20 protein-coding genes are annotated in these 22,974 nt (G+C 59.1%); 11 read left to right on the top strand and 9 right to left on the bottom strand.

The annotated features are described in order from the left end of the window. Positions 1-266 precede the first annotated feature (266 nt). From ABEB25_RS19455 to ABEB25_RS19445, 3 genes are all read right to left on the bottom strand, one after another. The gene (locus ABEB25_RS19455; protein ID WP_345738109.1) at positions 267-569 is read right to left on the bottom strand and encodes a hypothetical protein; all 303 of its coding nucleotides are present in this window, start codon (positions 567-569) and stop codon (positions 267-269) included. 6 nt (positions 570-575) lie between these two features. Further along, complete coding sequence (locus tag ABEB25_RS19450; RefSeq protein WP_345738108.1) at positions 576-1,052, bottom strand: WYL domain-containing protein; 477 nt, start codon at positions 1,050-1,052, stop codon at positions 576-578. 262 nt (positions 1,053-1,314) lie between these two features. After that, positions 1,315-1,983 (bottom strand): vWA domain-containing protein, encoded by a 669-nt coding sequence (locus ABEB25_RS19445; protein ID WP_345738107.1) that lies wholly within the window; start codon positions 1,981-1,983, stop codon positions 1,315-1,317. Between the two features lie 77 nt (positions 1,984-2,060). On the opposite strand from ABEB25_RS19445, the gene ABEB25_RS19440 reads away from it, so the two are divergent. Continuing rightward, positions 2,061-3,113 (top strand): helix-turn-helix transcriptional regulator, encoded by a 1,053-nt coding sequence (locus ABEB25_RS19440; protein ID WP_345738106.1) that lies wholly within the window; start codon positions 2,061-2,063, stop codon positions 3,111-3,113. Between the two features lie 72 nt (positions 3,114-3,185). On the opposite strand, the gene ABEB25_RS19435 is transcribed toward ABEB25_RS19440, so the two are convergent. From ABEB25_RS19435 to ABEB25_RS19425, 3 genes are read right to left on the bottom strand one after another with little or no spacing between them, the layout of a single operon-like run. After that, complete coding sequence (locus ABEB25_RS19435) at positions 3,186-4,184, bottom strand: response regulator (RefSeq protein WP_345738105.1); 999 nt, start codon at positions 4,182-4,184, stop codon at positions 3,186-3,188. Further along, the gene (locus ABEB25_RS19430) at positions 4,181-5,320 is read right to left on the bottom strand and encodes a sensor histidine kinase (protein ID WP_345738104.1); all 1,140 of its coding nucleotides are present in this window, start codon (positions 5,318-5,320) and stop codon (positions 4,181-4,183) included. The genes ABEB25_RS19435 and ABEB25_RS19430 overlap by 4 nt, the downstream gene beginning before the upstream one ends. Beyond that, positions 5,317-7,422, bottom strand: coding sequence for an AAA family ATPase (locus ABEB25_RS19425; protein ID WP_345738103.1), 2,106 nt, complete (start codon positions 7,420-7,422; stop codon positions 5,317-5,319). Before ABEB25_RS19425 ends, ABEB25_RS19430 begins: the two co-directional genes overlap by 4 nt. A gap of 3 nt (positions 7,423-7,425) precedes the next feature. Between ABEB25_RS19425 and ABEB25_RS19420 the strand changes: the two genes are divergently transcribed. The 10 genes from ABEB25_RS19420 to ABEB25_RS19375 are packed head-to-tail and all read left to right on the top strand — an operon-like array spanning position 7,426 to position 17,896. Next, a complete protein-coding gene (locus ABEB25_RS19420) occupies positions 7,426-8,157 on the top strand; it encodes a phage replication initiation protein, NGO0469 family (RefSeq protein ID WP_345738102.1) in 732 nt (243 codons plus the stop codon). 28 nt (positions 8,158-8,185) lie between these two features. Next, a complete protein-coding gene (locus ABEB25_RS19415) occupies positions 8,186-9,025 on the top strand; it encodes a PD-(D/E)XK nuclease family protein (RefSeq protein WP_345738101.1) in 840 nt (279 codons plus the stop codon). Then, the gene (locus ABEB25_RS19410) at positions 9,022-9,186 is read left to right on the top strand and encodes a hypothetical protein (protein ID WP_345738100.1); all 165 of its coding nucleotides are present in this window, start codon (positions 9,022-9,024) and stop codon (positions 9,184-9,186) included. The genes ABEB25_RS19415 and ABEB25_RS19410 overlap by 4 nt, the downstream gene beginning before the upstream one ends. Then, complete coding sequence (locus ABEB25_RS19405) at positions 9,183-10,439, top strand: DEAD/DEAH box helicase (protein WP_345738099.1); 1,257 nt, start codon at positions 9,183-9,185, stop codon at positions 10,437-10,439. Before ABEB25_RS19410 ends, ABEB25_RS19405 begins: the two co-directional genes overlap by 4 nt. After that, positions 10,436-15,679 (top strand): DNA polymerase, encoded by a 5,244-nt coding sequence (locus ABEB25_RS19400; protein WP_345738098.1) that lies wholly within the window; start codon positions 10,436-10,438, stop codon positions 15,677-15,679. Before ABEB25_RS19405 ends, ABEB25_RS19400 begins: the two co-directional genes overlap by 4 nt. Before the next feature lie 13 nt (positions 15,680-15,692). Continuing rightward, positions 15,693-16,271 carry an HMG-box domain-containing protein gene (locus ABEB25_RS19395; RefSeq protein ID WP_345738097.1) on the top strand — a complete coding sequence of 193 codons (579 nt, stop codon included), beginning with the start codon at positions 15,693-15,695 and terminating at the stop codon, positions 16,269-16,271. Further along, positions 16,268-16,954: a hypothetical protein gene (locus tag ABEB25_RS19390; RefSeq protein ID WP_345738096.1), complete on the top strand. Its 687-nt coding sequence runs from the start codon at positions 16,268-16,270 to the stop codon at positions 16,952-16,954. The genes ABEB25_RS19395 and ABEB25_RS19390 overlap by 4 nt, the downstream gene beginning before the upstream one ends. Positions 16,955-16,970: 16 nt before the next feature. Then, positions 16,971-17,210, top strand: a complete 240-nt coding sequence (locus ABEB25_RS19385; protein ID WP_345738095.1) for a hypothetical protein — start codon at positions 16,971-16,973, stop codon at positions 17,208-17,210. A 32-nt stretch (positions 17,211-17,242) separates the two neighbouring features. Beyond that, positions 17,243-17,431 carry a hypothetical protein gene (locus ABEB25_RS19380; protein ID WP_345738094.1) on the top strand — a complete coding sequence of 63 codons (189 nt, stop codon included), beginning with the start codon at positions 17,243-17,245 and terminating at the stop codon, positions 17,429-17,431. A gap of 21 nt (positions 17,432-17,452) precedes the next feature. Next, positions 17,453-17,896, top strand: coding sequence for a hypothetical protein (locus ABEB25_RS19375; RefSeq protein WP_345738093.1), 444 nt, complete (start codon positions 17,453-17,455; stop codon positions 17,894-17,896). A gap of 112 nt (positions 17,897-18,008) precedes the next feature. Here ABEB25_RS19375 and ABEB25_RS19370 read toward each other — a convergent pair whose 3' ends face one another. The 3 genes from ABEB25_RS19370 to ABEB25_RS19360 all read right to left on the bottom strand — a co-directional run bounded on the left by ABEB25_RS19370 (position 18,009) and on the right by ABEB25_RS19360 (position 22,220). After that, positions 18,009-19,391 carry a hypothetical protein gene (locus ABEB25_RS19370; RefSeq protein WP_345738092.1) on the bottom strand — a complete coding sequence of 461 codons (1,383 nt, stop codon included), beginning with the start codon at positions 19,389-19,391 and terminating at the stop codon, positions 18,009-18,011. Positions 19,392-20,079: 688 nt separating this feature from the next. Beyond that, positions 20,080-21,138 (bottom strand): hypothetical protein, encoded by a 1,059-nt coding sequence (locus ABEB25_RS19365; RefSeq protein ID WP_345738091.1) that lies wholly within the window; start codon positions 21,136-21,138, stop codon positions 20,080-20,082. Further along, entirely contained in the window at positions 21,135-22,220 is a 1,086-nt protein-coding gene (locus tag ABEB25_RS19360) for a hypothetical protein (RefSeq protein WP_345738090.1), read from the bottom strand. Before ABEB25_RS19360 ends, ABEB25_RS19365 begins: the two co-directional genes overlap by 4 nt. Positions 22,221-22,974 lie beyond the last annotated feature (754 nt).

Genomic DNA, 22,974 nt, shown 5'->3' with positions numbered 1-22,974 from the left:
ATGCCGCTTAATTCCTCCCCGGAATCTGGTGCCAGCCGCCGGCTACCCATACCGGAATCCAGGAATTCAGATCGAATCCGGCTGACTGGTTTTGGCGAGCTAAATCCTTCATCCTGCGGCCAGAGCGGGCCAGAGCGCTTCTCGATGGCGTCGCGGTCCCTTTGAAAATATGGGCTGTCAGGCGGGCTGTCAGGCGGGCGGGCGGGCGGGCGGGCGGGCGGCGACGTCGGTGAGGGTATTGAAGACGTGCTGCTTCTGCCACTCCATCATACTGTGGTGGATGTCGTGGTAGGCGGAGAGTTTGGGCGGTGAGTGGGGCTGAGAGCGATGGCGCTTTTGAAGTTGCCGTAGTCGATGCTGGTGGTCAACGCACTCATGAACCTGGGCAGATCCGCCGCAGGGCAAAGGATGCGCCACGGGTAGTCGGAGCCTGCATACGAGGCGATGGGTGTGCCTGTGCAAGCAGCCCCGAGCTGGTCCAGATCCTCCCGACAGCGGGCACGAATATGGAAGGTGTCCGGTTCTTTGCGGACGATGGAGAGGAAGCCGAGTTGGGTGCAGAGCCACATGGGAGATCAAGTTAGAGAAGGATGGTTTGTGCCACGCTTTAGATTGCTGAACGCGGCTGCATTGAGGGTGATTTGATCGACGCGCAGGGTGCGGTGGGCTTGACGATGATGGCACCAGCCTGAGACATAAAGGGGAGCTTCATCTCCCTCGGCTGTTCGGAAGAGAAGGTATGGCGTGAACGTGCGTGCCAGCCCAGGAGTGCTGCCTGCATGGTAAATCAGAGACACTGGCATCGACCGCTCGGCCGCTGCGATCAGCAGTGACTCGTCAGGATCAGCGCTCTCCCAAACAGGTCGTCGCGGCAGACCGCGCCAGTGCCTTAGCCAGGCTGGCATCTCAACCTCAGGCGGCAGCACCACCGGGCATTCGTCTATGACTTCATGCACAGGGTCAGGGATGACGATGGCGTTGCATGGCACGGTAAGGGCAGCGTGAGCGCCCAGAGCAGCGGCCATGCGGGCGAAGAAATGACGGCGATTCATGGAGATAGTCGAAGGTATGTGGAAGTGGAAAAGGTGAGAGTGATAGCAGCTACCGATGACTCATGGTAAAGATGCGCCGACGTAGCGACCTTGGAGCCAGACCAGACCTCGGACGAGATCGCCACGACGAGGCGTATATGCAGAACACGAGCATCGAGCAGCCGTTGGCGGCTTCATCAAGCGTGCGGGAACATGAAGTGTGCATGATGAACGAAGTGATTGTGCAAGGATTCGGAGTTCGGCCTCATTGGCCAATGGATAGCTACTTCGCCTCTTCTTCCTTGATGATTTCGGCCATGCATTTGGCGTCGTCCTCAGCAGCGCAGGCATCCATGGTCCCGCTGCTTTTCATGCGCATAGCTCTGACTTTGCGTGCCATGGCACTGCCTGTAGATTTTACACCCTTGAGACTGAAGCTGACATTGCCACTCAGATGCGCATCCATGTGCATAGCGCTGGCAGAGGCGATGGCGTCCTGGTTGGCAGCGAGAAAAATAAAGTCCCAGCCTTTCGTGTCGCGATAGAGGCGAATGAGATCGCTGATGTGCTTAGCGCTGTATTCCTGTGAGGCGTTCTCTTCGCCATCGGTGAAGATGGCGAAAATGACTTTACCTGGCTTCTCTGCGTCAGGAAGAGCGTTGATTCGGCGGTCAGTCTCTTTGATGGTCCGGCCAATGGCATCGAGCAGGGCTGTGCTGCCTCGGGGTGTATAGGTGGCGGCTGTGAGCTGGGGCACATTCTGGATGAGCTTGGCTGAGACTGGAACTTCGTAAGAGTCATCAAACTGGACAAGCGTCAGGCGGGCATCGCCGGGGACATCGAGCTGAGATTTGACGAAGTCATTGAAGGCGGCGACGGCGGGCTCCTGCATGGGCTGCATAGAACCGGAGCGGTCGAGAATGTAAGCGATTTCGGTGAGATGTGGATTCATGATCATCTCGAATCTCTCACAGGGGGTGGGACATTCGCAGGGTGACAGGCAAAGTTTATGGATTATTCTTCATTAAGATGTCCAAAGAATCCGCCACCCGACGATCACGACTTAAGACTGTCCAATCCTCGTCGTCTCTACGTTCAGGAGCCAGTCGTCCTGCCATGTGGCGGGTGCTGGAGATTCACAAGATCATCCGCACTGGCAAACATCCCAATTGCTCCACCCTGGCGAAGGAGATTGAGGTGACACCGAAAACTATTCAGCGGGATGTGAGCTTCATGCGCGATCAACTCGGGCTGCCTTTGGAATACCACGTCATCAAGCACGGCTATTACTATACGCAGGAGGTGCATGAGTTCCCGATGCTTCACCTGTCACGGAATGATCTTGTCGCCTTGTTCCTGGCACGTCATGCCTTGGAGCCAGTCCGTGGCACGAAGCTGGAGCGAATGCTGGCCGACAGTTTCAGTAAAATCGCTGAGGCGTGTCCCGGCGAGGTGTCGATCCAGTGGCATGAGCTGGATGAGGCATTCTCAGTGAAAGCATCTGGTGTGCTGCCTGCTGACGTGACACTGTTCGGGGATTTGCTGGATGCGGTGATGGCTTGTCGCGAGGTGAGCTTTGATTATCACAAGCTCACAGGTTCCAAGCCCGAGCATCGCACCATTCAGCCCTACCATGTGGGGCAGATCGAGCACGGATGGTATCTGCTGGCCTATGATCTAGGGAGAAAAGGCATGCGGACGTTTGCCCTCCAACGCATCACCAACCTCCAGGTGCTGAAGTCCAAGTTTCAACGGAACCCACGCTTCAACGCGCGGGATCATCTGGGCGGAGGCTTTGGCGTCTGGAGCTACGATGACAAAGAAAACCAAGCGCACGAGATCAGCATACGTTTTGAAGGCTATGCCGCCCGCGTCGTGGCAGAGCGCATGTGGCACCCATCACAGGCGATAAGGAAGCTGAAACAAGATGGCAGCGTGATTGAGTTTCAAGCGATGCTGTCTGGACTGGAAGAAATCACCCGCTGGGTGCTGAGCTGGGGCAGCAAAGCGAAGGTGCTCGGGCCGCCAGAGTTGAAAAAGCGGGTCCGGGAGGAAGTTGTAAGGATGGCTGCCAATGCATGATGCATCATTGGCCGAGATGCGGTTAAACTCAGAGTCAACGCCACTTTTGAGTAATGGCTCATCGCAAGTTCATCATCGCGTTGATTTGGGGACGTAGTAGCCGCTCATGCCACCCCCATTGAATCGGATACCCGGAATGCCTGCCACGTCCCGCTTAGCGCTTGGCTCAGACATGGCGAAGTGATGCTCGTAGTGCCGACGCGTCATCTTCTTTCCCGAAAGCACCTGGTCACGAAACCATGCCTGCCGTTCTGCCAGAGGAGGGCGACGTTCCTCCTTCACTGGGCTGACCGTCACACCTTCTTTCCAGGTGATGCCTGGCGAAAGGCTGTAACCCTTGTCGCTGTTGCAAATGAGGCTGTCAGTCTCCACCCGCAGATTCTTCTGTGCCATGGCCTTGCGAAAGCCCTTGCGCAGACTTTTGATAGCATCATTCACGGCATCATCTCCGCGCTCGAGATTCAGGAGATTGGCAAGCCCCTTCCCGCTCATGGCGACCCTGGCGCCATGTGGTGCATTGGCTGCGAGAGTCTTCAGGATGAGGTAACCCGTGGCATTGGATCGCACGATCCTAGCATCCAACAATTCAGCCGCCTCTTCGGTAAAGGTTAGCTCACCGCCTTTGAATGGCTGCATGCTGTCGCTTGACGTTTCCTTGTCCTGTCTCCTGGCGGCATGCTTTTGCAGTGCCTCATTGATGGATTCCTCCAGCCGCTCATCGAAGGGCTTGTTGAGGAAATCCACGGCACCGAGTTTCATCAGCTTCACTGCAAGGGCGGGTGAATCCTTTCCATGGGCCGTGATGACCAGAACTGGCGCGTTGCCATTGCGTGGGTCTTTGCGGAGATTGCGAAGGGTGTTCTCCCCCATGCTTTTGGCTGACACACGCCCATAGCGAATGGGGATTTCAAGATCGAGCAGCACATAGGCAAACGTGTGCTGTTTGAACATCTCCTCGGCTTCTGACTGTGAGCCAACGGCAATGCATTCATGCCCGAAAGACTCAAGCCTCTCTTTAAGGTGTTCGCGAATTTCAGGGTCGTCGTCGATGACTAGGGCATGGGGTTTCATGGTTCTGAATGGTCCAGAGGAAGCGTGATGGTGATGGTGGTGCCGACTGCCTCCTGACTTTCAATTTTCAAGCTGCCGCCGTGGTTGTTGATGTTCCGGTGAGCCATGGGCAGGCCATAACCTGTGCCGTAGTAGCGCTTTGAAGTTCGACCAGGCACCATCTGCCGCAGTTGATTTAACTCGTCGGCACCCAGGCCAGATCCTCCGTCACTGATCGAGATGGAAAGCTGCTCGTCACGAATTGCCGCACTCACTCCCACATGCCCTTCAGCGAATGTTCCAGGGTTGGTCATGTGCGCCTCAAATGCGTTTTTGATCAGATTGCGCAGCGCCAGCACCATCGCCATGCGAGACATGGGTGCAGACAGGCTGTTGGGCACATCCACACGCAGCTTAATCATGGACACATCGAAATCGCAGGCTTTGAAGTGATCAACCGCCAACCCAACAGCTTCACCAACGACATCGGCAATACGTTCGCTCCGCCGATCTCCAGGAGTGACTTGGGTGAATGCCTTCATGTCATCGATGAGCCGTTCAACGAACTGGAAAGACTGCCTCAGCTTAGGGCCAAGTCTCTGTGCCCCGTTAACGCCATGCCCATTTTCGCAGTCCTTCAGCAAGAGTTCCACATTGCCCTTCATACTGGTGATGAAAGTGCGGATCTCATGTACCGAGGTTCCGACCATCACCTCAAACAGATTTTGTGCATGCTGATGCACCATGGCCGCCCCTTTGCTGCCAAGCAGGGTTTCAAGGTTGGATAGATCCGCATCACTCTTGCTCGTCTTCCGGCGCTTTGAAGGGCCGGCTTCTGTGCGCTTTTTTCGCTCCAGCGCGCGCTCGGCGGCACTGCGAACAAAGGCATTATGGTCCATGCCCAGTTTTGCCGTCGCTTTGTGGAAATGATGTTCTGGCAACAAATGCACCATGTCCGCGATGGCCTTGCGAACCTCCATTCGAGGATCGTCCAGCAGCAGGTCTATCAAGTCCAGCATGTGGACATGAGCACTTTGAGGAGACTGCTTGATCGAGTCAATGCAGCCCTGCGCGAGTTCTCGACGCTCTGGCCAAGGCATCGCATTGAAGTCTTCCCTCAGGATCTCAAGTAACTGGTTGAATTCGCGCATGTTCATGGAGTCAGTTTATAGCGATTGCCACGCTGACGGAAAGCATCTGCACCACCTTCAAGCAGGTTGACGATGGGTTTTTCGCAGTGATCAACCGTACCCGACACGGTGCTGCGACCATGCTCTCCGTCGCTTTCCATCACAATGACCATGTCAGCATCGCCCAGCACAGGGATATTCGGATTGTGCGTGACGAAGATGAGCTGCCGCACCTTCTTGACCCGCTGTATGCTGCGCACAATCGTCTCAAAAACGAAGCGGTTGTCCAGGTTGTCTTCGGGCTGGTCGATCAGCAACGGGTTGACGCTCTCCATGAGAAGGATGGGCAGGATAGTTGTGCATTTCTGACCCGTGGACAGACAGACGGAATCCTTGTAACCAGCCCCATCCTTAAGCTCGATGGTTGGCGCGTCATCCAGATCAACGGTTTCCAGGAGAGCCAGGTTCTCAAGGGTTCCGAAGATCGAGATGACTCGCTTGGCCTGGTTGCTATTGAGTTCTGCATCAACCATCAAGGTTGTTTCATCGGACCGGCGGATGATGTCGGCCAACGTTGATGGGGGGATGCGTGTTGCCAGGCGTTGCGCCACGATTCCTTGCTGTACCCCCTGCCCGCGCAGCTTCTCCTCGATGAGTTTCTGGTAAGATTCTGTCTCGCCATCCTGGCTGATCGAAACCCGAATGGTCGGGCCTAGTTCACTGGTCAACCTTTCTGCAATCTGGGCACGGACAGCAAACCGCGCGTCACGGAGATTCGACAGTTGGTCAAGGAGCTTCGAGCGTTCACTGCCAAGCTTGCTGAGCTTGTCTGAAGTCAGGGCCGACTGCTGCTTCATTTCCTCAAGCTGATTGCGGCGACGCTCAAGGGTTACCCGCTCAGCCGACTGCGCCTGATGCTCCTTATGTTTTTCGATCAACGTGCGAAACTCGATGTCTTGAACGACATGTGCTTCTCGCAGTTCCTGCTCACGTTGTCCAAGTTCTGAAAGGGCACTGTCGAGATGTGCCACAACTTTGTTGAGTTCGGCGTCCGTTCCAGTGACACATGGCCTCATGCCACTGACCAGCGCGGAGAGAAGTTCTTTATTGGCACCAGCACCCAAGACAGGCGTCAGGCATTGGTTAAGTTGGTTCTTTAAACGGCCAACCAGCGGCTCCACATCATTTTTCATGGATTGCAGCACCTGCCGCGCGGTGGCAACAGCCCGCGTCTCCCGGTCACGACGCGCTTTGGCCTCGTGTGCCTGATTCACAGCTTCCGCCTCACTGTCCTTTGACTCACCGACCAGCGCTTTGAGCTTTTCCTCAATCATGGGCAGTTGCTTGAGGCCCTCCTGGCATTCATTCAGTTTGACCTGAAGGGGTTCCTCGCTGCGGGCAAGGTTGCGAACCTGATGCTGCACGTCCTCAATCTTTTGATTGAATTCATTGATCTCCGCGAGGCTGAACGTGTCGATGAGATCACGCTGGAACCGCTTGGTATCTGCAATCGTTTCCACCTCGTTTTGACTGAAGATGTCAGCACGGAAGAAATCGAAACTCTTCACCGACAGTGCGGTCGCTTCGCGGGCTTCGTTCATGACGATGGGATCATCTCCGACAGACCGTGTGATGATATAGCGGAGTCCATCTGTGGTTTCGATCAGCATCTCGACGCGACCACCATCGAGATTGGCCTCAATCAAGGAATCGACGCGCTTGCGGGCGGATGCTGAGGTTTCGGCGCGTGGAAGTTCATCCAGAACGTAGCGAACGAGTTCCAAAATCGTGGTTTTCCCGGTGCCTCGGGCACCAATGATGCAGTTCAGACCGGTATCAAATTCGAGGTGAACGCCGTCGAGGAATCCGCCGATGATGCTGATGGAGTGGATGCGGTGGGGTTTCATGGTGATGCAGATAATCGCATGGAGATGCACGCATCCACCGGGAACTGCATCAGTATCAAACTCCAGCCGGTGGCCTGATACCGGTATCAATGCCCGGCCATGATACCGACCTGGAAGTCCAGATGAGTTTGCCGCCTCCCAGTTGACGTCCGTGGCGATGAGACCGGTCGGCAGGTGATGACTCCACCACGCCCTTCGCGGCGCAAACACCATCCAACTCATACTATGAAACTCAGCACTCAAGCCAACAAACCCTTCGACACTCATCCTGAATATAACGGCCTCGCCGTCTGTGTGGATGTCACTCCACCCAAAACTGTGCAAACCGACTACGGTCCCAAGGAACAGTTCCGTCTCGTTTTTGAAACCACCCAACTCCGCGAGGACGGCCGGCCCTATCTGGTCTGGTCGCGCGGCTTCACCACCAGCCTTGGTGAGAAGGCGGCACTGCGGGCTTTCCTCAAACAGTGGTTCGGTCGTGATCTCACTGCCGCCGAGCAGAAGGAGTTCGACACCGACACGCTCATCGGTCGCATGGCTCAGCTCGTCATCGTCCACACGGAGGGACGCAATGGCGAAACCTATGCCAACATCGGCCTGATCCGTCCCGACAAGTCCGGCAGCACCATGGCCCCTTCTGGCAAATACATCCGGGTCAAGGATCGCCAGGACAAAGACACCTCCTACAACCGGGTCAGCCAACCCGCGTCTGATGCTACGCAAGCTGCGGATGACTGGCACTTCACCAAAGTTCACGTCGGCAAGCATCAAGGGCTGGACATCTGCGAACTCGATCAGGCTGCGGTGCGTGGGCTCTACGACAACTGGCTGCCCATCGCCAAAGCGCTCGCCAAGCCACTGAAGGCGGATCGCGACCTCATGTTCGCCGTGGAGCAGGCGGCTGCCGAGTTCGGCTTCGCCAAGCCGGCAGAGGCTTCCGAGAACATCCCCTACTGAGATCAATCCTCCTCCCGAATCCGATCCCATGATCCTCATTCAACGCGAATCTCCCTCCCACTGGTATTTGCCAGACGGCACCCCGTATCACGAGGTGGTCCGGGCCGATGGCAACGGCCTGCGTTCCGTCACCCTGCGTGACGCCCGCAAGGTCAATGCGCTGCCCTCCGTCACCAATGTCCTCGGCGTTCTCGCCAAACCCGGCCTTGAAGGCTGGAAGCAGGAGCAGGCCATCCTTGCCGCTCTCACGTTGCCAAAGCGTGAGGACGAGCCCCTCGATGCCTTTGCCCGCCGTGTCGTCGAAGACATGGGCGAGCAGGTCCGCTCCGCCGCTGATCTCGGCAGCTCTGTTCACGCCGCCATTGAGGTCTATCTACAAACCGGCGAGTCCCCGGAAAATCCTGACATCCTGCGCCTGTTCGCACCAGTGAAGCTGTGGATCGACGAGCACGTCGAACGCATCGGTCTGGTCGAAACCGTGGCGGTGCATTCGCAGTTCGGATTCGCCGGTCGCATCGACCTCGTGGCCAAGCTCAAAAGCACGGGCACCTGGGCGGTCATTGATTTCAAGACGCAGAAGATGAAGCCCGACAAGAAGGGCGTGTATCAGGCCAGCTACTATGAAACCTGGCCGCTGCAATTGATGGCCTACTTCAAGGCGCTCAACAGCGCCGGTGAATGCTCGCGTCGATTGGAGGACATCGCCTCGGTGGTGATCAACTCCGTCGAACCCACGCCCGTACAGGTGAAGGTCTGGCCCCGTGAGGATCACGAGTCGCTCTGGCAGGCCTTTAACAATGCCCGCGAACTGTGGTGCTTCATCAAGGGCTACCGCCCGCAACCCGCCGAGCCGGTCCTCAGCGCATGAACCTTTCACCCGACAAGCCCATGCCCACCCTGATGACACTGCTCGATGAGCGACGCCCGTTGACCTCCACCCATCGCCGTCGGCCTCACGGGTCGTGGCCCTGGATCACCTTCCTGCTTGGGCTCGCCCTGGGCTGGATTCTTCACCCACACCTCTCATGAGCTTTGATCCAACTGCCGAGAGGTTTCATCGGCTGGTGAAGCAGGGCCGCAATGTCCTGCTCACCGGCCAGGCTGGGACAGGCAAGAGCACCTTGTTGCGCAACGAGATCGACGCTGAGGACGAGGCCGTGGCGATCACTGCCTCCACCGGCATCGCGGCGCTCAACATTGGTGGCAGCACCATCCACCGCTGGAGCGGCATGATGCTGGGCCCCAAACGTGGCGAAGATCCACGCGGCTACCTCCGTGAACTGATGCATGACAGGCGCCAATCGGTTCGCGCGGGATTGGATCGCATCCGCAACTGCCGTCTGCTGGTCCTCGATGAGGTGTCGATGCTCTCGGGCATCACGCTCGCCTTCTTCGATCTGCTGTGTCGCACGGTGCGTCGTGATCAGGCACCGTTTGGTGGCATCCAGATCATTGCCACAGGCGACTTCCTGCAACTGCCCCCGGTTCGCACTGATCCGCGTGAGGCCTATGACTGGGCCTTCCTGACTCAAAGCTGGATTGAGGCGAACTTCGCCACCATCCATCTCACGAAGGTTCATCGACAGGAGGAACCTGACTTCCTGCGCGCTTTGGGTGAGTTTCGTGTGGGCAAGATTTCATCGGCCAGTGGGTCATTGCTCGCTTCCCGTGTGGTGCATTTCCCGGACGCTGACACACCACGCCTGTTCACCCACAACAGCCAGGTGGATAAATGGAACGCCTATCGTCTCGCCTGCATTGAAACCGACGAGACGATCTACCCGGCACGCACCTCGGGTCCCGATCATCAAGTTCAGTTCCTTCGCACCAACCTGCTCACGCCTGAGCAACTCGTGCTCAAACCGGGAGCTAGGGTGATGTTCACGGTGAACCAGCCCGACCTGGGTTTCGTAAACGGTCAAACAGGCACCGTGATCGTCTGCGGGCGCGACGAAGTGCTCGTCGATTGCGATGGAATGCCGATCCGTGTCGCGCCCTACGAATGGCGGTTTGATTCGCGCGACAAGCACAGCGCCACCTTCACCCAGTTCCCCCTGCGGCTGGCCTGGTCGCTCACCATCCACAAGGCCCAAGGCCTCACTCTCGACAGTGCCTACATTGACGTGCGTGCGGCGCGTGAACCAGGGCAGGCCTACGTCGCTGTGTCCCGCGTGCTCTCCCTGGCTGGCCTCAATCTCAAGGCCTGGTTCAGCGGCATCTTCGTCAGCCAGGCAGCCATCCAATTTTACCAATCCATCACGCCCAAACCCGTAGCTGCATGAGCTTTTCCATTCCGTCCAACATCAACGAGCTCGACCGCCTGCAGGCAGCTCAGTTCTACCACGACCAACTTGGCTGGGCCGTGCATCCGCTCATGCCACCCGATCGCGGCGATGAGCAGGAGCGTGGCAAGAAGCCCATCCTCAAAAGCTGGCGTAACCACCGCGCCGAGGAAGTCACCCAAGACTTCATCCGCCGACACTTCAACGGCACTTCTCATACCAATGTGGGTTGCGTGGTCCGACCTCCGTTCATCCACGTCGATCTGGACAGCAAACCCGACGCTGGGGAATCCGTCCGCGCCTGGCTCGCCACCAAGCCCGAACTCGATCATGCGCCACGCGAGCGCACAGGAGGTGGTGCGCACTGGTTCGGCTTTGAAACTCCCGAAGCAGCCAAGCGTGGCCGCCCCAAGAAGGATTCCGCCTGGTGGTCCGCCTTCAACGGCGATCTCGCCACCTTGGACGTCGTGGCCCTGTTTCGTCGCGCGGGTCGTTTGGGCGACTGCATCGACCCGGACTCATGCAAGTGGGCGGTGCGCTGTCCCTGGGATCATGATCACTCGAAGCAGCATGACGGCATCGGCACTGACACGGCCATCTTTGCCTCCGAGCCTCCTGGATTCAAATGCCTGCACGCCCACTGCGCCGAACGCAGCATCAAGGACGTGGTGGAGTGGTTTGAAACGCAGCAGTCCGGCATCGTGGATGAGCACTGTCGCGAGCAGCGTGTGTGGAAGGACGGTCAAAAGGATCGCGAAGGTCGCCCGCGCATCGTGTTGCCCGGACCTGATCGTGAAGACTCCGAGTTCGCCACCGAAGTGGCCGAGGTGATCGCGCCCAAGGAGGTTTGGTTCAACAAGGCCGAGCGTGTCGTGTCGGTTCGCCTGCTGCGCTTTTCCGAGAAGGCGCAGTCACTCGGGTTTCAGGCGCTGGAACCCATCGAAGCTCGCACGGCCATCGAGGATCATGTGCAGACGGGCTTGGTGCAAATGGACCGCGACACCAGTCAGCCGGTGTTTTCGGCGCGCACCATGACGCGTGAGTGCGCGGCTGGACTTTTGGCCGCACCACAACTCCGGCGCAAGCTGCCTGAGATCATCCGCATCCTGGATTTTCCGCTCCCCATCCGCCTGCCTGGTGGTGAGATCGCTCAGCCTAAATCTGGCTACGACCCTCGCTTCCGCATCTACACGGACCCTGCGGCTCCAGAACTGAGGCGCATGTCACGGGACGAAGCTTTTGAGTGGATCAAACAGGCGCATGTTGGGTTCGGGTTCCGTGACAAGCAGAGCCTGGTCCATGCTATCGCTCGTCTGATCACGCCCTACTGCCGAGGCCTCATGGGTTGGGATGGCAGGTTCCCGCTTTGGCACTTCTCAGGCAACCGGCCCAGGGCAGGCAAGGACTACCTCGCGGGCGTGACGCAGATTGTTTATGAGGCTCGCAGCATTGAAGACGCCCCGCTGGAACGTGAGTCCGAGGAAACTCGCAAGCGCATCACGGCCGCGTTGATGAGCGGGCGACGGATGCTGCACTTCGCCAACTGCCAGGGCCACATTCAAGACGCTGTCTTCATCGGAGCGATCACCAGCAAGACATTCGGGGCGCGCAATCTCGGCAGCACCGATGCGCGCTCCGACCTCACCTTGCCCAACGAGATCGAGTTCTCCATCTCGGCCAACATCGGCCTCACGTTCCGGCCCGACGTCGAGCCACGCACACGCCGCATCACGCTGGAGTTCCCTGAGGACAACGCCAACGGTCGCGAGTTCCCCAACCCGGAGTTGCACGACTGGGTGCGTCAGCACCGCCGTGAAATCCTGTCAGCCATCGACTCACTGGTCGCCCTGTGGGTGGAGGCTGGTTGTCCTGCCGGCAAACGTCCCTTCAACAGCTTCCCCGAGTGGGCCACCGTCGTGGGCGGAGTGCTCGGGTTCCACAACCTGGGTGATCCATGCGAACCCCATCTGGATGATGGGGGACTGCCTGCCGACCGGCAGACAGAGGCCATGCGGATGCTGTTCGTCATTGGCTACGCTGCCCACCCCGACAAGTGGGTCGGCAAGGCTCAGATCTATGAGATCATCGAGAGCAACGCGGAGACGGAGGCCTTTTCGTGGTTCGGCGATCTGGCCGAAAAGGGCGTCAAGCACCGCATTGGCAAAGACCTGCGGCAGTTCAAGGATCGCGAACTCGATGGCATCATGCTTCAAATTGATGACCACGCCGACAAAAGCCAGCAACACCGCTTCCAGTTCACCAAGCGCAAAAGCAACAGGGGCAATGTGCTCAATGACTTGTTCACCGGCCTATCCACCGTTCAAGACGCCACCGCAACCGATCCAACCACACCCAACCACGGGCATTTAGGGCGTTTCGGGCATTCTATAGCTCTGCCAAAACTCCAGAGCTTTAAATTGGGGGAAAATAATAAAAAGAGAGAGTATATAGAGGGGTATAGTACAGACACAGGGGAGGAGATGCCCGAAACGCCCGCAATGCCCGTGGGCAGGTTCATCACCGTCGGCTCCGAGTTGCCAGCCATCGCCGCCGCGATCCGCGAATCCCACTCCGTTGCGCTCGATCTGGAAACCTATGGCTCGCGCAAAGGCGATGGCCTCGATCCATGGGCTGGTGACATCCGACTGCTGTCGCTTCGCGTGGACGGCCAGGAAGCCTGGATCTTGGACCTGCGTGCCATCGGCTACGATCTCGGTGAGCTGAAGACAGCTCTCGAATCCGTCGAGATCATCGCCCACAACGCCAAGTTCGATCTGCTCTGGCTGCGCGTGAAGTGCGGGCTGCGTGCCACGCGCGTGTTCTGCACGCTCGTCGCCGCTCGCCTGCTCAGTGCTGGCACCAAACCCGGCAACGACCTCGATAAATGCCTGGAGCGTTACCTCGGCATCGCTCCCGCCCCTGATCACAGCCGCTCAGACTGGGGTTCGATGTTCCTCACCGAAGATCAGCTCGCCTATGCCGCGCGTGATGTGCTCCACCTGCAAGCGCTCTCCAACAAGCTCTGGGGCCTTCTCGAAGGCGATCAACTCGATGTGGTGGGCCGGCTCGAATTCGATCTCGTGCCCGTCATCGTCGAGATGGAAGCCGCCGGCATTGCCGTGGACAAAGCCAGGCTCCGTGAGATCGAAACGAGGGCGCGCTCCTCCGCCTCCGATCATGCCGGGATGCTGCGCCAAAAGCTCAACCTGCCCAAGCTCAACCCCGGCAGCCCACAGCAGCTTCTTGAAGCGCTCAAGGCGGTAGGCATCGAGCTGGAGAACACCAACGAGGAAACGCTCAAGGCGGCGGACGATGGCGAGATCATCCCGCTGATCCTCGACTACCGGGGCGCTGAAAAGCTCGCTCAACAGGCGGCATCATTGCTGGAGTGCGTGAAGCAGGACGGGCGCATCCATGGCCGCTTCGATCCAACCGGCACGGCCACAGGCCGGTTCTCATCGAAGGACCCAAACCTGCAAAACGTGGGGCGTGGTGAACTGCGCACCTGCTTTGTGCCTGAGCCTGGCAACAAGCTCATCGTCGCCGACTACTCGCAGATCGAGTTGCGCGCTGCTGCCGTGATCGCTGGCGAGAAGAAGATGATCGAGGCCTACAAGAACGGCGTGGACCTGCACAAGCAGACCGCTTCCGAGGTGCTGGGGAAGCCGCTGGATGAAGTGACCAAGGAGGACCGGCAAACATCGAAAGCCTGCTTCTCGGGAGACACTGAAGTGCTGACGCCGAAAGGCTGGGTGCGTTTCGACCAGTATGATGGTCGGGCCGAAGTCGCCCAGTATGTGCTTCCCGAGGGCGTTGTCTGGAATCCTCCACGACCAAGGTCAAACCGCTGGGGACATCCGACAGGCAAGGTTCACTGGGACGCCCGCAGGGGAATCATCGAGTTCGCCACTCCCCTCGGATTTCAATCCTTTGAAGACCGTGAACTCTTCCAGCACGAAGATCGCAACACTGACCTGTTGGTGACCGCCGATCACCAGATCGCATTCATCTCCAATTCGGGCGACGCACGCAGGGTTGCTGCGGCAGAAGTCACGAGCGGCAACTGCCGTCAATTCATCGCGGCGGGCCATCTTCAGGGATGCACACAGCCAAACACCAGGCTGGAGCTTTTCACCCGCAGCCTTGCGATGGTCATCGCCGATGGATCCTTTTCTTCAGCCCGCTGTGTCCGCTTCGGGTTCAGCAAGCAGCGCAAAGTAGAGCGTTGCCTGAAGCTGTTATCGGCTCTCGGTTTCCACCCCAAGGTCAGCACATCAGGCAGGGTCACCACCATCAGTGTCGCGGACGCAGCCTGGGTCGATGCCATGAGGGCATGGACTCAGGGCGGCAAGGATCTCTCCTGGAGCTGCCTGCACCAACTTCCCGCCCGAATTTATCTCGAAGAGGCCGCCAACTGGGACTGCCATGTGATCCTCGGGGCTCAACGGGACCGGGCGCAGTTCTGCACCACTTCGAAGCAAACGGCCGAGGTGATGCAGGCGATGGCCGCCCTCAGTGGCATTCCGTCCCAGCTCAGCTGCAGTCCAAAGACCAACTCAAAACATAAGCCGACCTACCGACTCTCCTATGTGCTGCGTGGTCCTTCCACCTGGCGTGCCTCATGGAACCTGAAACCCACGGGCCGCCGTGAACGGGTTTGGTGTGTGCAAGTGCCCTCGGGTGCGATCCTGATTCGTCGCAACGGCAAGGTCTGCGTGCAGGGGAACTGCAATTTCGGCCTGCTCTACGGTCAGAGCGCTCCTGGCCTCGTGCGCTATGCCGCATCGAGCTACGGCGTGCAGATGGAGCTGGACCAGGCCGAGCAAATCCGCCGGCAGTTCTTCCGCACCTACGACCGCCTGCGCCAGTGGCATGGTGTCAGCCACAACCAAGCCGACGCCGGTGCCCGCGAAGTCAGAACCGTGCTGGGTCGCCGCCGGTTGATCCCGGAAACCGCTTCCGAATGGGAACGCTTCACCGCCCTGGTGAACACACCCGTTCAAGGAAGCTGCGCCGATGGCATGAAACAGGCGCTTGTGCTCCTGGCCCCGCGTCTGCCCAGCGAGGCTCGCCTCATCTCCACCGTGCATGATGAAGTGCTCGTGGAGGCTCCCGAAGCGATGGCGAATGAAGTCTGCGATCTGGTCCAAGCCACCATGATCGAAGCGATGGCCGCCCTGTTCCCGCAGGTGCCCATCGAGGTCGAGGCGGGTGCCTGTGCCAACTGGGGCGAGAAATGAAAGGAGCCACCCCATGAACTTCGATGAAGATGAAGAACTGCCGCCAAGCTCCTACCAGAGTCGCCAGCGCGACATGGACGATGATTACCGCCGGGAATATCAGGAGTGGATCACCTCCCTGCCACCCGAGGAGCGACGGAAGGTCAAGGAGATGGGCTTGGACAAAGCCTACCTTCCCTCCGGCTCCGGCGGTGCCACCAAGGACGCCGCTGAATCCTCCCGCGCCCGCTGCGAGGATAGCTTTGAAGAGCCTGAGGAATCATCCCTCATCGAGCCATGTTCACACCATCCGCAGCCTGCGGACACTGAAGGCCTGCACGATCTCCTGCGCCGCCTGGTGGGCGAGATGGTCAGCCAGAGCAACGCCCGCCTCTCGCTCGACTGTCTCGCCCTCGTCACCGGGCTTGCTTACGATGGCGACTCGATGACCGAGATCGCCAAGCGCCACAATGTGACCCGCGCGGCCGTCTCCAAACGCTGCGTCGAGTTGACTCAATCCCTCAATCTGAAACCCAGCCGTGCCATGCGCTCACTGCTCGCCCGCGAGAGCTACCGCAAGGCCCGCATCCATCATCTCCGCGTGAATCCATGAAACCCGCCCGCATCGACCCGAAAATCACCATCACCCGCACAGGGTTGCAGGTGACCGCCGACCTCAGCTTCGAGGAGTGGCAGTCCATGGCCTCCCGCTTCGGTGCTGCCATGTCCAGCGCGGCCTTCGTCATCGGCGACTGGCTCGTGTATGGCGAGGATCACTTCCGTGGCCAGAAACGCCTCCCTGGCTTTGAAGACGAATCCATCAGCACCCGAAGAGTGCCCTCCGAGATCTATGACGAAGCCCTGCGTCTGACAGGTTTGGACCGTAGCACGCTCGTGACCTACGCCTATGTGGCGCGGCGTGTCCCCGCTTCGTTGCGCAACGAACAGCTTTCTTGGGAGCATCACAAGGCGGTGGCGAAGTTGAAGGAGGAAGATCAGCAGCGCTGGCTCCAGATCGCCGAGGCTGAAGGCGACGACGCCCATGGCGCAGTGTCCACCCGCCGACTGCGCAAGAGCATCACCGCTGGTCGCCTGCTCACCGCCGAGGAGATGACCTCCGATCCAGCCGACCGTGGCCGCCTCAATCATATCCCGTTTCTCAACCGTCTGAACGCCTGGTGGGTGCAGATGAAGGACAACGGCTGGCTCAAGCGGGCGACCCGCGAGCAGAAGGAGACCCTCAAACGCGACCTGAGCATGGTCGTGCGGATCATCCGCGAACTCGATTCCAACTAAATCACCCAGCCCCGCCATGGACACAGACCAAACCCTCCAAGATCAAGCCCTCGAACACGCCCGCGAACTGCTCGCCACCCACTGGCGCGAAGCGAAGGACTCCGCCGACGAAGACGGCAAGTTCGCCATCGGCCTGCGCATCTCCGTTCTCAACGGCGCACCCGCCAAGCTCAAAGTGAAGTGCAGCATCAGCAAAACCATCACCGACGAGATCGAGAGCCAGGTGGACGACCCGGAGCAGATGAAACTGCTGTAACCCAAACACCATTCCAAACCCCGAAGATCATTATGACACCCGCAGAAATCATCGCCTGGGCGCTCGCCGTGGGCCTCGCCTGGGTCGTTCTCGCCCTGTGCATCCCTATCGAGCGTTGGATCGAGCTGCACATGCAGCGCCGAGTGCGCAACACAGCCTTGGAAAAGCGACTGGAAGAACTGGAACGTCGCCTCAAGGAGCAGTCTCCACCCGAGGCGTAAAGTTGACTCTCAGCGCAGGCCATGCCCCGCCTGCGCTACCGTGCCCCGAAATCTCCCTCCAGTCTGGAGGCGCGCTTCCTGATGCTCTGGAACCACGTCAAAGGACCTGACTTGGAGAGGGAATACCGCTTCCACCACGAGCGGCGCTGGAGGTCTGATTTTGCGCATGTAGGCGCTCGTATGCTGATCGAGATCGAGGGTGGCATCTGGGTCAACGGTCGCCACAACCGCGCCGCCGGGTTCAACGCGGATCTGGAGAAATACCTCGCCGCAGGACTCGCGGGCTGGCGCGTGTTCCGATTCGGACCGGATCAAATCACGCTGGAGAATGTGAAGCGCATGGCTGAGCTGGTGAGTGACGAAATCAGGCAGTTTTCCACCGAATCCACTGGAACGGAAAAAACCCAAATCGTTGATTCTGAATCGCTAGACGCGAACCAGGCAGTGAAAAAAGTGGAAAGCTGAAATTCGCGTTTGCATGGAATTTGCTTGGTGGTGTGCCGACCCAGGGTCACGGACGATCTCAGAAAGAGATTTCCTTACACATTCACACTTCGGTCGGCGATTCTCTCTGCACTCAGTACGGATAATGCAGTTGCGGGTTCTCCATGCATTCACGCCCTGCCATCCGTGCTCTAGTCCGCTCTTTCCAAATGGACCCTGCAAAGGGGCGGCCGGAAAACCATGACTGGTGAACCTCACACTGCTCGAAGAGGGCCAATGCCTGCTGGAAAAAGGCGGCGCTGCGATCTGGATCCAAGGGCTGGAGGCTTTCACCCGCTTGCAAGGAGGTGGTGGCGGCAAAGAAGTCGAAGAGTGAGATGCCTTCGTGGTTGTGCCGGAACTGCCGGACGGCGTTGTCAAAATCGTCAGAAGCTGCCTGCGCCCTGCCTTCGAAAGCATGCCAGGTGCCCCGGTATTTCAGCGCTGTGCCAAACAGCCATCCGCTGCCGGGCATCCCGAGGTCTTCCGCGTCGTGCATCCAGCCAGGGGCCTTGCCCTCCACTAACATGCTTCGATACACTGCCAGCCAGCGATGCCTGAGCAGATACTGCTGGCTGGTTCTGCTGAGATCCAGTTTCTCGGCTGCCGCCCAGGCGTTCTGCCAGGCTTCAGCCGCTTGTCCAGGTGCATGCAAGGCATGCCATAAAAACAGATAGGCGGCATTTCTGGGTTCTTCAGGTTCACCCAGGTGACGACGACGTGCGTCAATTTTTTGAGCGCATTGCCTGGCGTGTTCGAGCAATCGGAGTGCCTCCAGGGAACGGGATGGATCAGGGCCACCAAGGCCCCAGTATGTGAGCAACTGCCCCTTGGTTCCGCTCACCTTCATATCCAGTTCCAATGATTCAAGATCCTGTTGGAAAGGGTGGATCACACTCAATGCCTGCTCGCAGTTTTCCATCGCGGCCTCGTATTCGCCAAGGTCTTGGAGAATCACGGCTGACCTGGCCAATGCCAGGCCCCGCCACGACGACGGAAGCCGCTGGGCCAGCTCAAGAGCCTGCCTGCTGGCATCCCGGGCCTCCAATGGGCGTCCGAGGTGGCTCATGGCCGCAGAGAGTGTCAGCAGCGCCTCGGCCCGGACGTCAGTGAGGCGACTGTCGTTGTCGGGTAGACTGTCGGCGATCGTTTTGCGTATCAGCCGCTCAACAAGCTCAGCTGGCTGATGACCACGGTGCATGGCTTCCGCGTGCTGGCTGACCTTTTGCAGCAAGGCATCATGCGCGTCACTTTGCGCGACGGGCGTCAACCGGGCAAAGAGGTCCTCGATCCGCAGAGTGAGGTCTTCACCGCAAGGCCAGCGGGTTGGTCCTCCGCCGGGAAGGATCACCTGCTTCACCCCGAAGGAACGCAGGAGCGTCTCCTTTTGGGAAAGGGTTTCGGCATCACGATGAGGGGCGAGGCTGCTGCCGCCGCTACCCAGGGTGCCTGAAGCCGCAAACTGGAAGACAGGCACTCGGAGTCCTTCGGCCCTCAAGCCTCGTGCCAAGGCCACGGGAAGCCCGCAGCTTGCTCCTGAGACGGGGAAGTCGCAGGAACCCTCGAGGGTGGTCATTTCCACCGCGAAGCAGTCGTTCCGTCCGATCCATCCTGCGCGCCGGGCCATCTCGATGGCGGCTTCAACACCTTCATTCAGGTCTAGCCCACAGGGTTGCCCCCGGCATCCCACGGCATGAGGGCCGTGCGTGCCCACATTGTCCCGAATCCGAAAGGGCAGCCCGACGGCGCGGAGACAGTCATTGGGCTCTCCAGGTGGGGCGATGAAGGGGATGATGCCATCCGCCTCCTGCCAGCCTTGCAGGAGAGTGCCGAGCTCCTGCCGCAGCTGCGCGTCCGCCCACTCCAACCATGGTGCAGGCGGAGCATGGTCGCGCGTGCTGTGCTGGGAGCAGCCCCATTCCAGAATCGCCGTGATGACAGTTTCAGGGATGTCGAGGTGCTTCCACGCTCGCTCGAAGGACGCTGTGTGGCCAAAGTCGAGGGAACTGCCTGCATAGAGCCAGACCCGATGCACAGACTCCGCGATCAACCGGGCTTTCAGCACCGGTGTAAGAGGTCTGAGGAGCACCCCGGCGAGTGTCTCATGGGACACGAATCGAAGAAATCCCCGATGCGTTTGGAGCCTGGTGATGAGATGCATGGAACTACGCATCAACCCGGGTGAGGAGGGCCAGCGATCCCGATGCCAGGCGAATGAGCAACGAGCCATCCCTGACCTCAAATGGATGAGATGAAAGTCCGCCGCGCACGGTGGCAAGCACGCCTCCGTCCACATCGAGGATCTCAGCGCCTTCGAGACTGCCGGACGGATCTTCGAGGACTTGGAGCATGAGTTCCGCCCTGGCCGGAATCTCACGCACGATGTGGAACCATGCTCCGCTGTCCACGACCCGGAACTCGGTGACTTGGACGCCGCCAGCCCGCTGCTCATCGTCAGCCTTGAAGCCAGCGGGCGCAGGGACGGAAAATTCGAAATGAGCCAGATGTCCTTCAGCCCAGTCAAGCAAGCCCTGGGTGGAGTCCTGGACGGTGCGTCCGGCCTGCCTGGCGGCTGCCATCCAGCTCTGCCATTCTTCGCGCAGCCACTGGCTCACCTGGGTGCGGGGTATGGCGGCTGGGGAGAGCACCTCACAGAGGACCGGTTCCATCAGTTCGGTCATGCGCTGCACCAATGATTCATGGAAGAGGAAACCAGGATCACGGTCGTCGGTAAAAGGACGCCCGGTGAGAATGCCGTCTGGAAAGGGGATGGATTCATCTTCCAGTCTGTGGCGGAAGGCGTCGATTCGACGGGTCCATTCCTCCGGCAGATGGCCCACACAGCGTTTCAGGCTGTCCTGGGCCAATGGCGACTCGCAACCCAAGGCGATGCCGGCTTCCCAGCCAAGGACATGAGAGGGAAGAATCGCATCCTCGAACGAGGCGAGTTCGATCTCGGAAAAGACGGGTGCCACCCGCAAGACCCGGCCGAGGCGTGAATCCATGCCAGTGTCAGCCACGACCAACAACAATATCCCTTCCGTCTCAGTCGGATACTGCCCTGCTAATTCACCACCAGATGCGATCCATACGTCACCGGGACGAGCGGGGGCAGAGGTGCTCATCACAGGCACCAGCAGACGTGGACGCGGCGGACTGTCCTTCGCGGCCGTTAAAAGCCGTTGGAATCCTGCTGCCAGATCCTTGTGGGAAGGTGTTGTCATATCGTCACAGGGGAAGGAAGGCTGGAATTCTCACGTTTTCCGGTGCATTCGTCACAGCGGGCTGCCAGTTCGGAAGCAACCAAAGCCACGAATACCGCATGCCACGAATGATGCGCCGTCACGGCTTCATCCTCCGCGAACGCTTCAGGACGCAGTTCCTCGGCAAGAAGTCGCATGATCTTTTCCTTTTTGTCGAACACCACCGAGTGTTTGCCGAGGGCCTCAAGCGTCACTTTCTTCCCTTCCAGCACTTTGGGGAGAACATAACCGCAGAGCACCTCACACAGTGTCTTCTGACGGAGAGTTTCCCAGAGTGTGCCGGCTCTGGCGCGAGCCAGCTCCAGCAGTTTCAGTTCCGTGTCAGGATGCCGGCGGTCTTCCTCATTCAGAAAGCCGGGGTTGTTCCCATCGTCAATGGATACATCCACACTCAAAAGATGAACATGTTTTCGGAAAGCTGCGAAGAGTTCGCGCATGGTTACCCAGCCGGGGGCGCAATCGAGAAGAGACGCGGCCAGCTCCCGGGCATCCGTGGGAGAAATGATTTTTGGCACCTTTTTACCTGCCGCACCCAGCGCTCCAGGCGGATAGTAGTGTCTGAGTTTCTCCGCGCACTCTTCAAACACCACCATGTCGGTGGCTTGAGGAACCCCCGTGGCCGGACCCGCTGCCCACTGCGCATCATTGCTATTGGGAGCAGACCAGTTGGCACCCACTCGGCAAGCGTGCCCCTGCCGCGCTAGCTCCCGAAGACTTTCACTCAGGGTTTCCCAGAGTTCGTCAGACGCTGGATTCTGCGAGCGCCATACGTGGCGGCGAAATGCCGTGCGCAGGCCGGCCTTTTTCTCGATGCCTCCCAGGCCTTCGTGGCGGGCGGCCACTAGGAACTCGTGAGCCAGATCCATCGCATCCATGCCAGGCCTGGTCGGGCTGTCTTCCCGCAGTTCGTTGGCGAGGTTCACACATACTGCAAACAGCCCGCCGATCAGACGGTCATGGTCAGCACCTGCGTCCTCACGGCCCATCCACACCTCAATGGCTGTGGGAAGGTCGGATCCGCTAACAGCATCAAAGGTGTTCATGGGGTCGGCTTGGGATTGAGCCGTTCACGGGCTTTCTGAATCCACTCCTCGGGCAGCAGTCCCACGTAATGACTCTCGTGCCGGGTGATCTGAGACTTGAGAGTTTGCCTTGGGACCGGGATTGGCCCCAGCCCCAGCAGAAGCCAAGAGTCCTTTTGCAAACTCTCCGAATTCCGGTCCCGACTCAGCGGCGTCCCTTTTGGCATCGCTAGAGAAGTCTCACGTTCCCACCTTGCTGAAGGCGTTTTTGAGGTGACGGGCGAGAAGCGCATGACGCCGAGGTGCTTCCCTCCCTCTTTTGGAGCCCGAACCATTCCGTAGTGCGGAAGCCCTTGGGCAAACGGTGCAAGAGGCCCGAAATAAACGCTGCCAAAGGCGGAGTGCAGTTCTGGCTCCGGCGACCGCAAGGTGCCCGCCATCAGCGCTTGCTGAATTTCTTGGGCGAATGCTGCGGAAATTTTGCCTACTGGGGACATCTATGTAGAGGTGCAGACCGTTCAAGCGGTCTGCCAGCTTCGTCAATTCCAACTCACTCTACTTTGCCGGATCTTCTGCTGCCATTCTATTTTGACAAGCGTCTGGCGGAAAAGGTCCTGCCAGCCTTGCGAGCACTCGGGGTTGAGATGACCGCCGGGGTTGACGAACTTATCATAAAACCTTCGCGTCTCGCGGTCTGGCCAGTGCGAATTCGGCGACCCAGAGAGGGAGTCATGCTTATGCCCGTTCGCCGGGGAAAGAACTGTCATGCCGGGGA

This window comes from Prosthecobacter algae (assembly GCF_039542385.1).
GTDB lineage: Bacteria > Verrucomicrobiota > Verrucomicrobiia > Verrucomicrobiales > Verrucomicrobiaceae > Prosthecobacter > Prosthecobacter algae.
This window is presented reverse-complemented; position numbering and strand designations above follow the sequence as displayed.

Excerpts from the sequence above, each read along its gene's own strand:
- ABEB25_RS19390 (WP_345738096.1), top strand. The coding sequence starts at position 16,268 with ATGAAACCCGCCCGCATCGACCCGAAAATCACCATCACCCGCACAGGG.
- ABEB25_RS19375 (WP_345738093.1), top strand. The coding sequence starts at position 17,453 with ATGCCCCGCCTGCGCTACCGTGCCCCGAAATCTCCCTCCAGTCTGGAG.
- ABEB25_RS19395 (WP_345738097.1), top strand. The coding sequence starts at position 15,693 with ATGAACTTCGATGAAGATGAAGAACTGCCGCCAAGCTCCTACCAGAGT.
- ABEB25_RS19380 (WP_345738094.1), top strand. The coding sequence starts at position 17,243 with ATGACACCCGCAGAAATCATCGCCTGGGCGCTCGCCGTGGGCCTCGCC.
- ABEB25_RS19365 (WP_345738091.1), bottom strand. The coding sequence starts at position 21,138 with ATGACAACACCTTCCCACAAGGATCTGGCAGCAGGATTCCAACGGCTT.
- ABEB25_RS19455 (WP_345738109.1), bottom strand. The coding sequence starts at position 569 with ATGTGGCTCTGCACCCAACTCGGCTTCCTCTCCATCGTCCGCAAAGAA.
- ABEB25_RS19400 (WP_345738098.1), top strand. The coding sequence starts at position 10,436 with ATGAGCTTTTCCATTCCGTCCAACATCAACGAGCTCGACCGCCTGCAG.
- ABEB25_RS19410 (WP_345738100.1), top strand. The coding sequence starts at position 9,022 with ATGAACCTTTCACCCGACAAGCCCATGCCCACCCTGATGACACTGCTC.
- ABEB25_RS19415 (WP_345738101.1), top strand. The coding sequence starts at position 8,186 with ATGATCCTCATTCAACGCGAATCTCCCTCCCACTGGTATTTGCCAGAC.
- ABEB25_RS19430 (WP_345738104.1), bottom strand. The coding sequence starts at position 5,320 with ATGAACATGCGCGAATTCAACCAGTTACTTGAGATCCTGAGGGAAGAC.
- ABEB25_RS19420 (WP_345738102.1), top strand. The coding sequence starts at position 7,426 with ATGAAACTCAGCACTCAAGCCAACAAACCCTTCGACACTCATCCTGAA.
- ABEB25_RS19405 (WP_345738099.1), top strand. The coding sequence starts at position 9,183 with ATGAGCTTTGATCCAACTGCCGAGAGGTTTCATCGGCTGGTGAAGCAG.
- ABEB25_RS19440 (WP_345738106.1), top strand. The coding sequence starts at position 2,061 with ATGTCCAAAGAATCCGCCACCCGACGATCACGACTTAAGACTGTCCAA.
- ABEB25_RS19450 (WP_345738108.1), bottom strand. The coding sequence starts at position 1,052 with ATGAATCGCCGTCATTTCTTCGCCCGCATGGCCGCTGCTCTGGGCGCT.
- ABEB25_RS19435 (WP_345738105.1), bottom strand. The coding sequence starts at position 4,184 with ATGAAACCCCATGCCCTAGTCATCGACGACGACCCTGAAATTCGCGAA.
- ABEB25_RS19425 (WP_345738103.1), bottom strand. The coding sequence starts at position 7,422 with ATGAGTTGGATGGTGTTTGCGCCGCGAAGGGCGTGGTGGAGTCATCAC.
- ABEB25_RS19385 (WP_345738095.1), top strand. The coding sequence starts at position 16,971 with ATGGACACAGACCAAACCCTCCAAGATCAAGCCCTCGAACACGCCCGC.
- ABEB25_RS19445 (WP_345738107.1), bottom strand. The coding sequence starts at position 1,983 with ATGAATCCACATCTCACCGAAATCGCTTACATTCTCGACCGCTCCGGT.
- ABEB25_RS19360 (WP_345738090.1), bottom strand. The coding sequence starts at position 22,220 with ATGAACACCTTTGATGCTGTTAGCGGATCCGACCTTCCCACAGCCATT.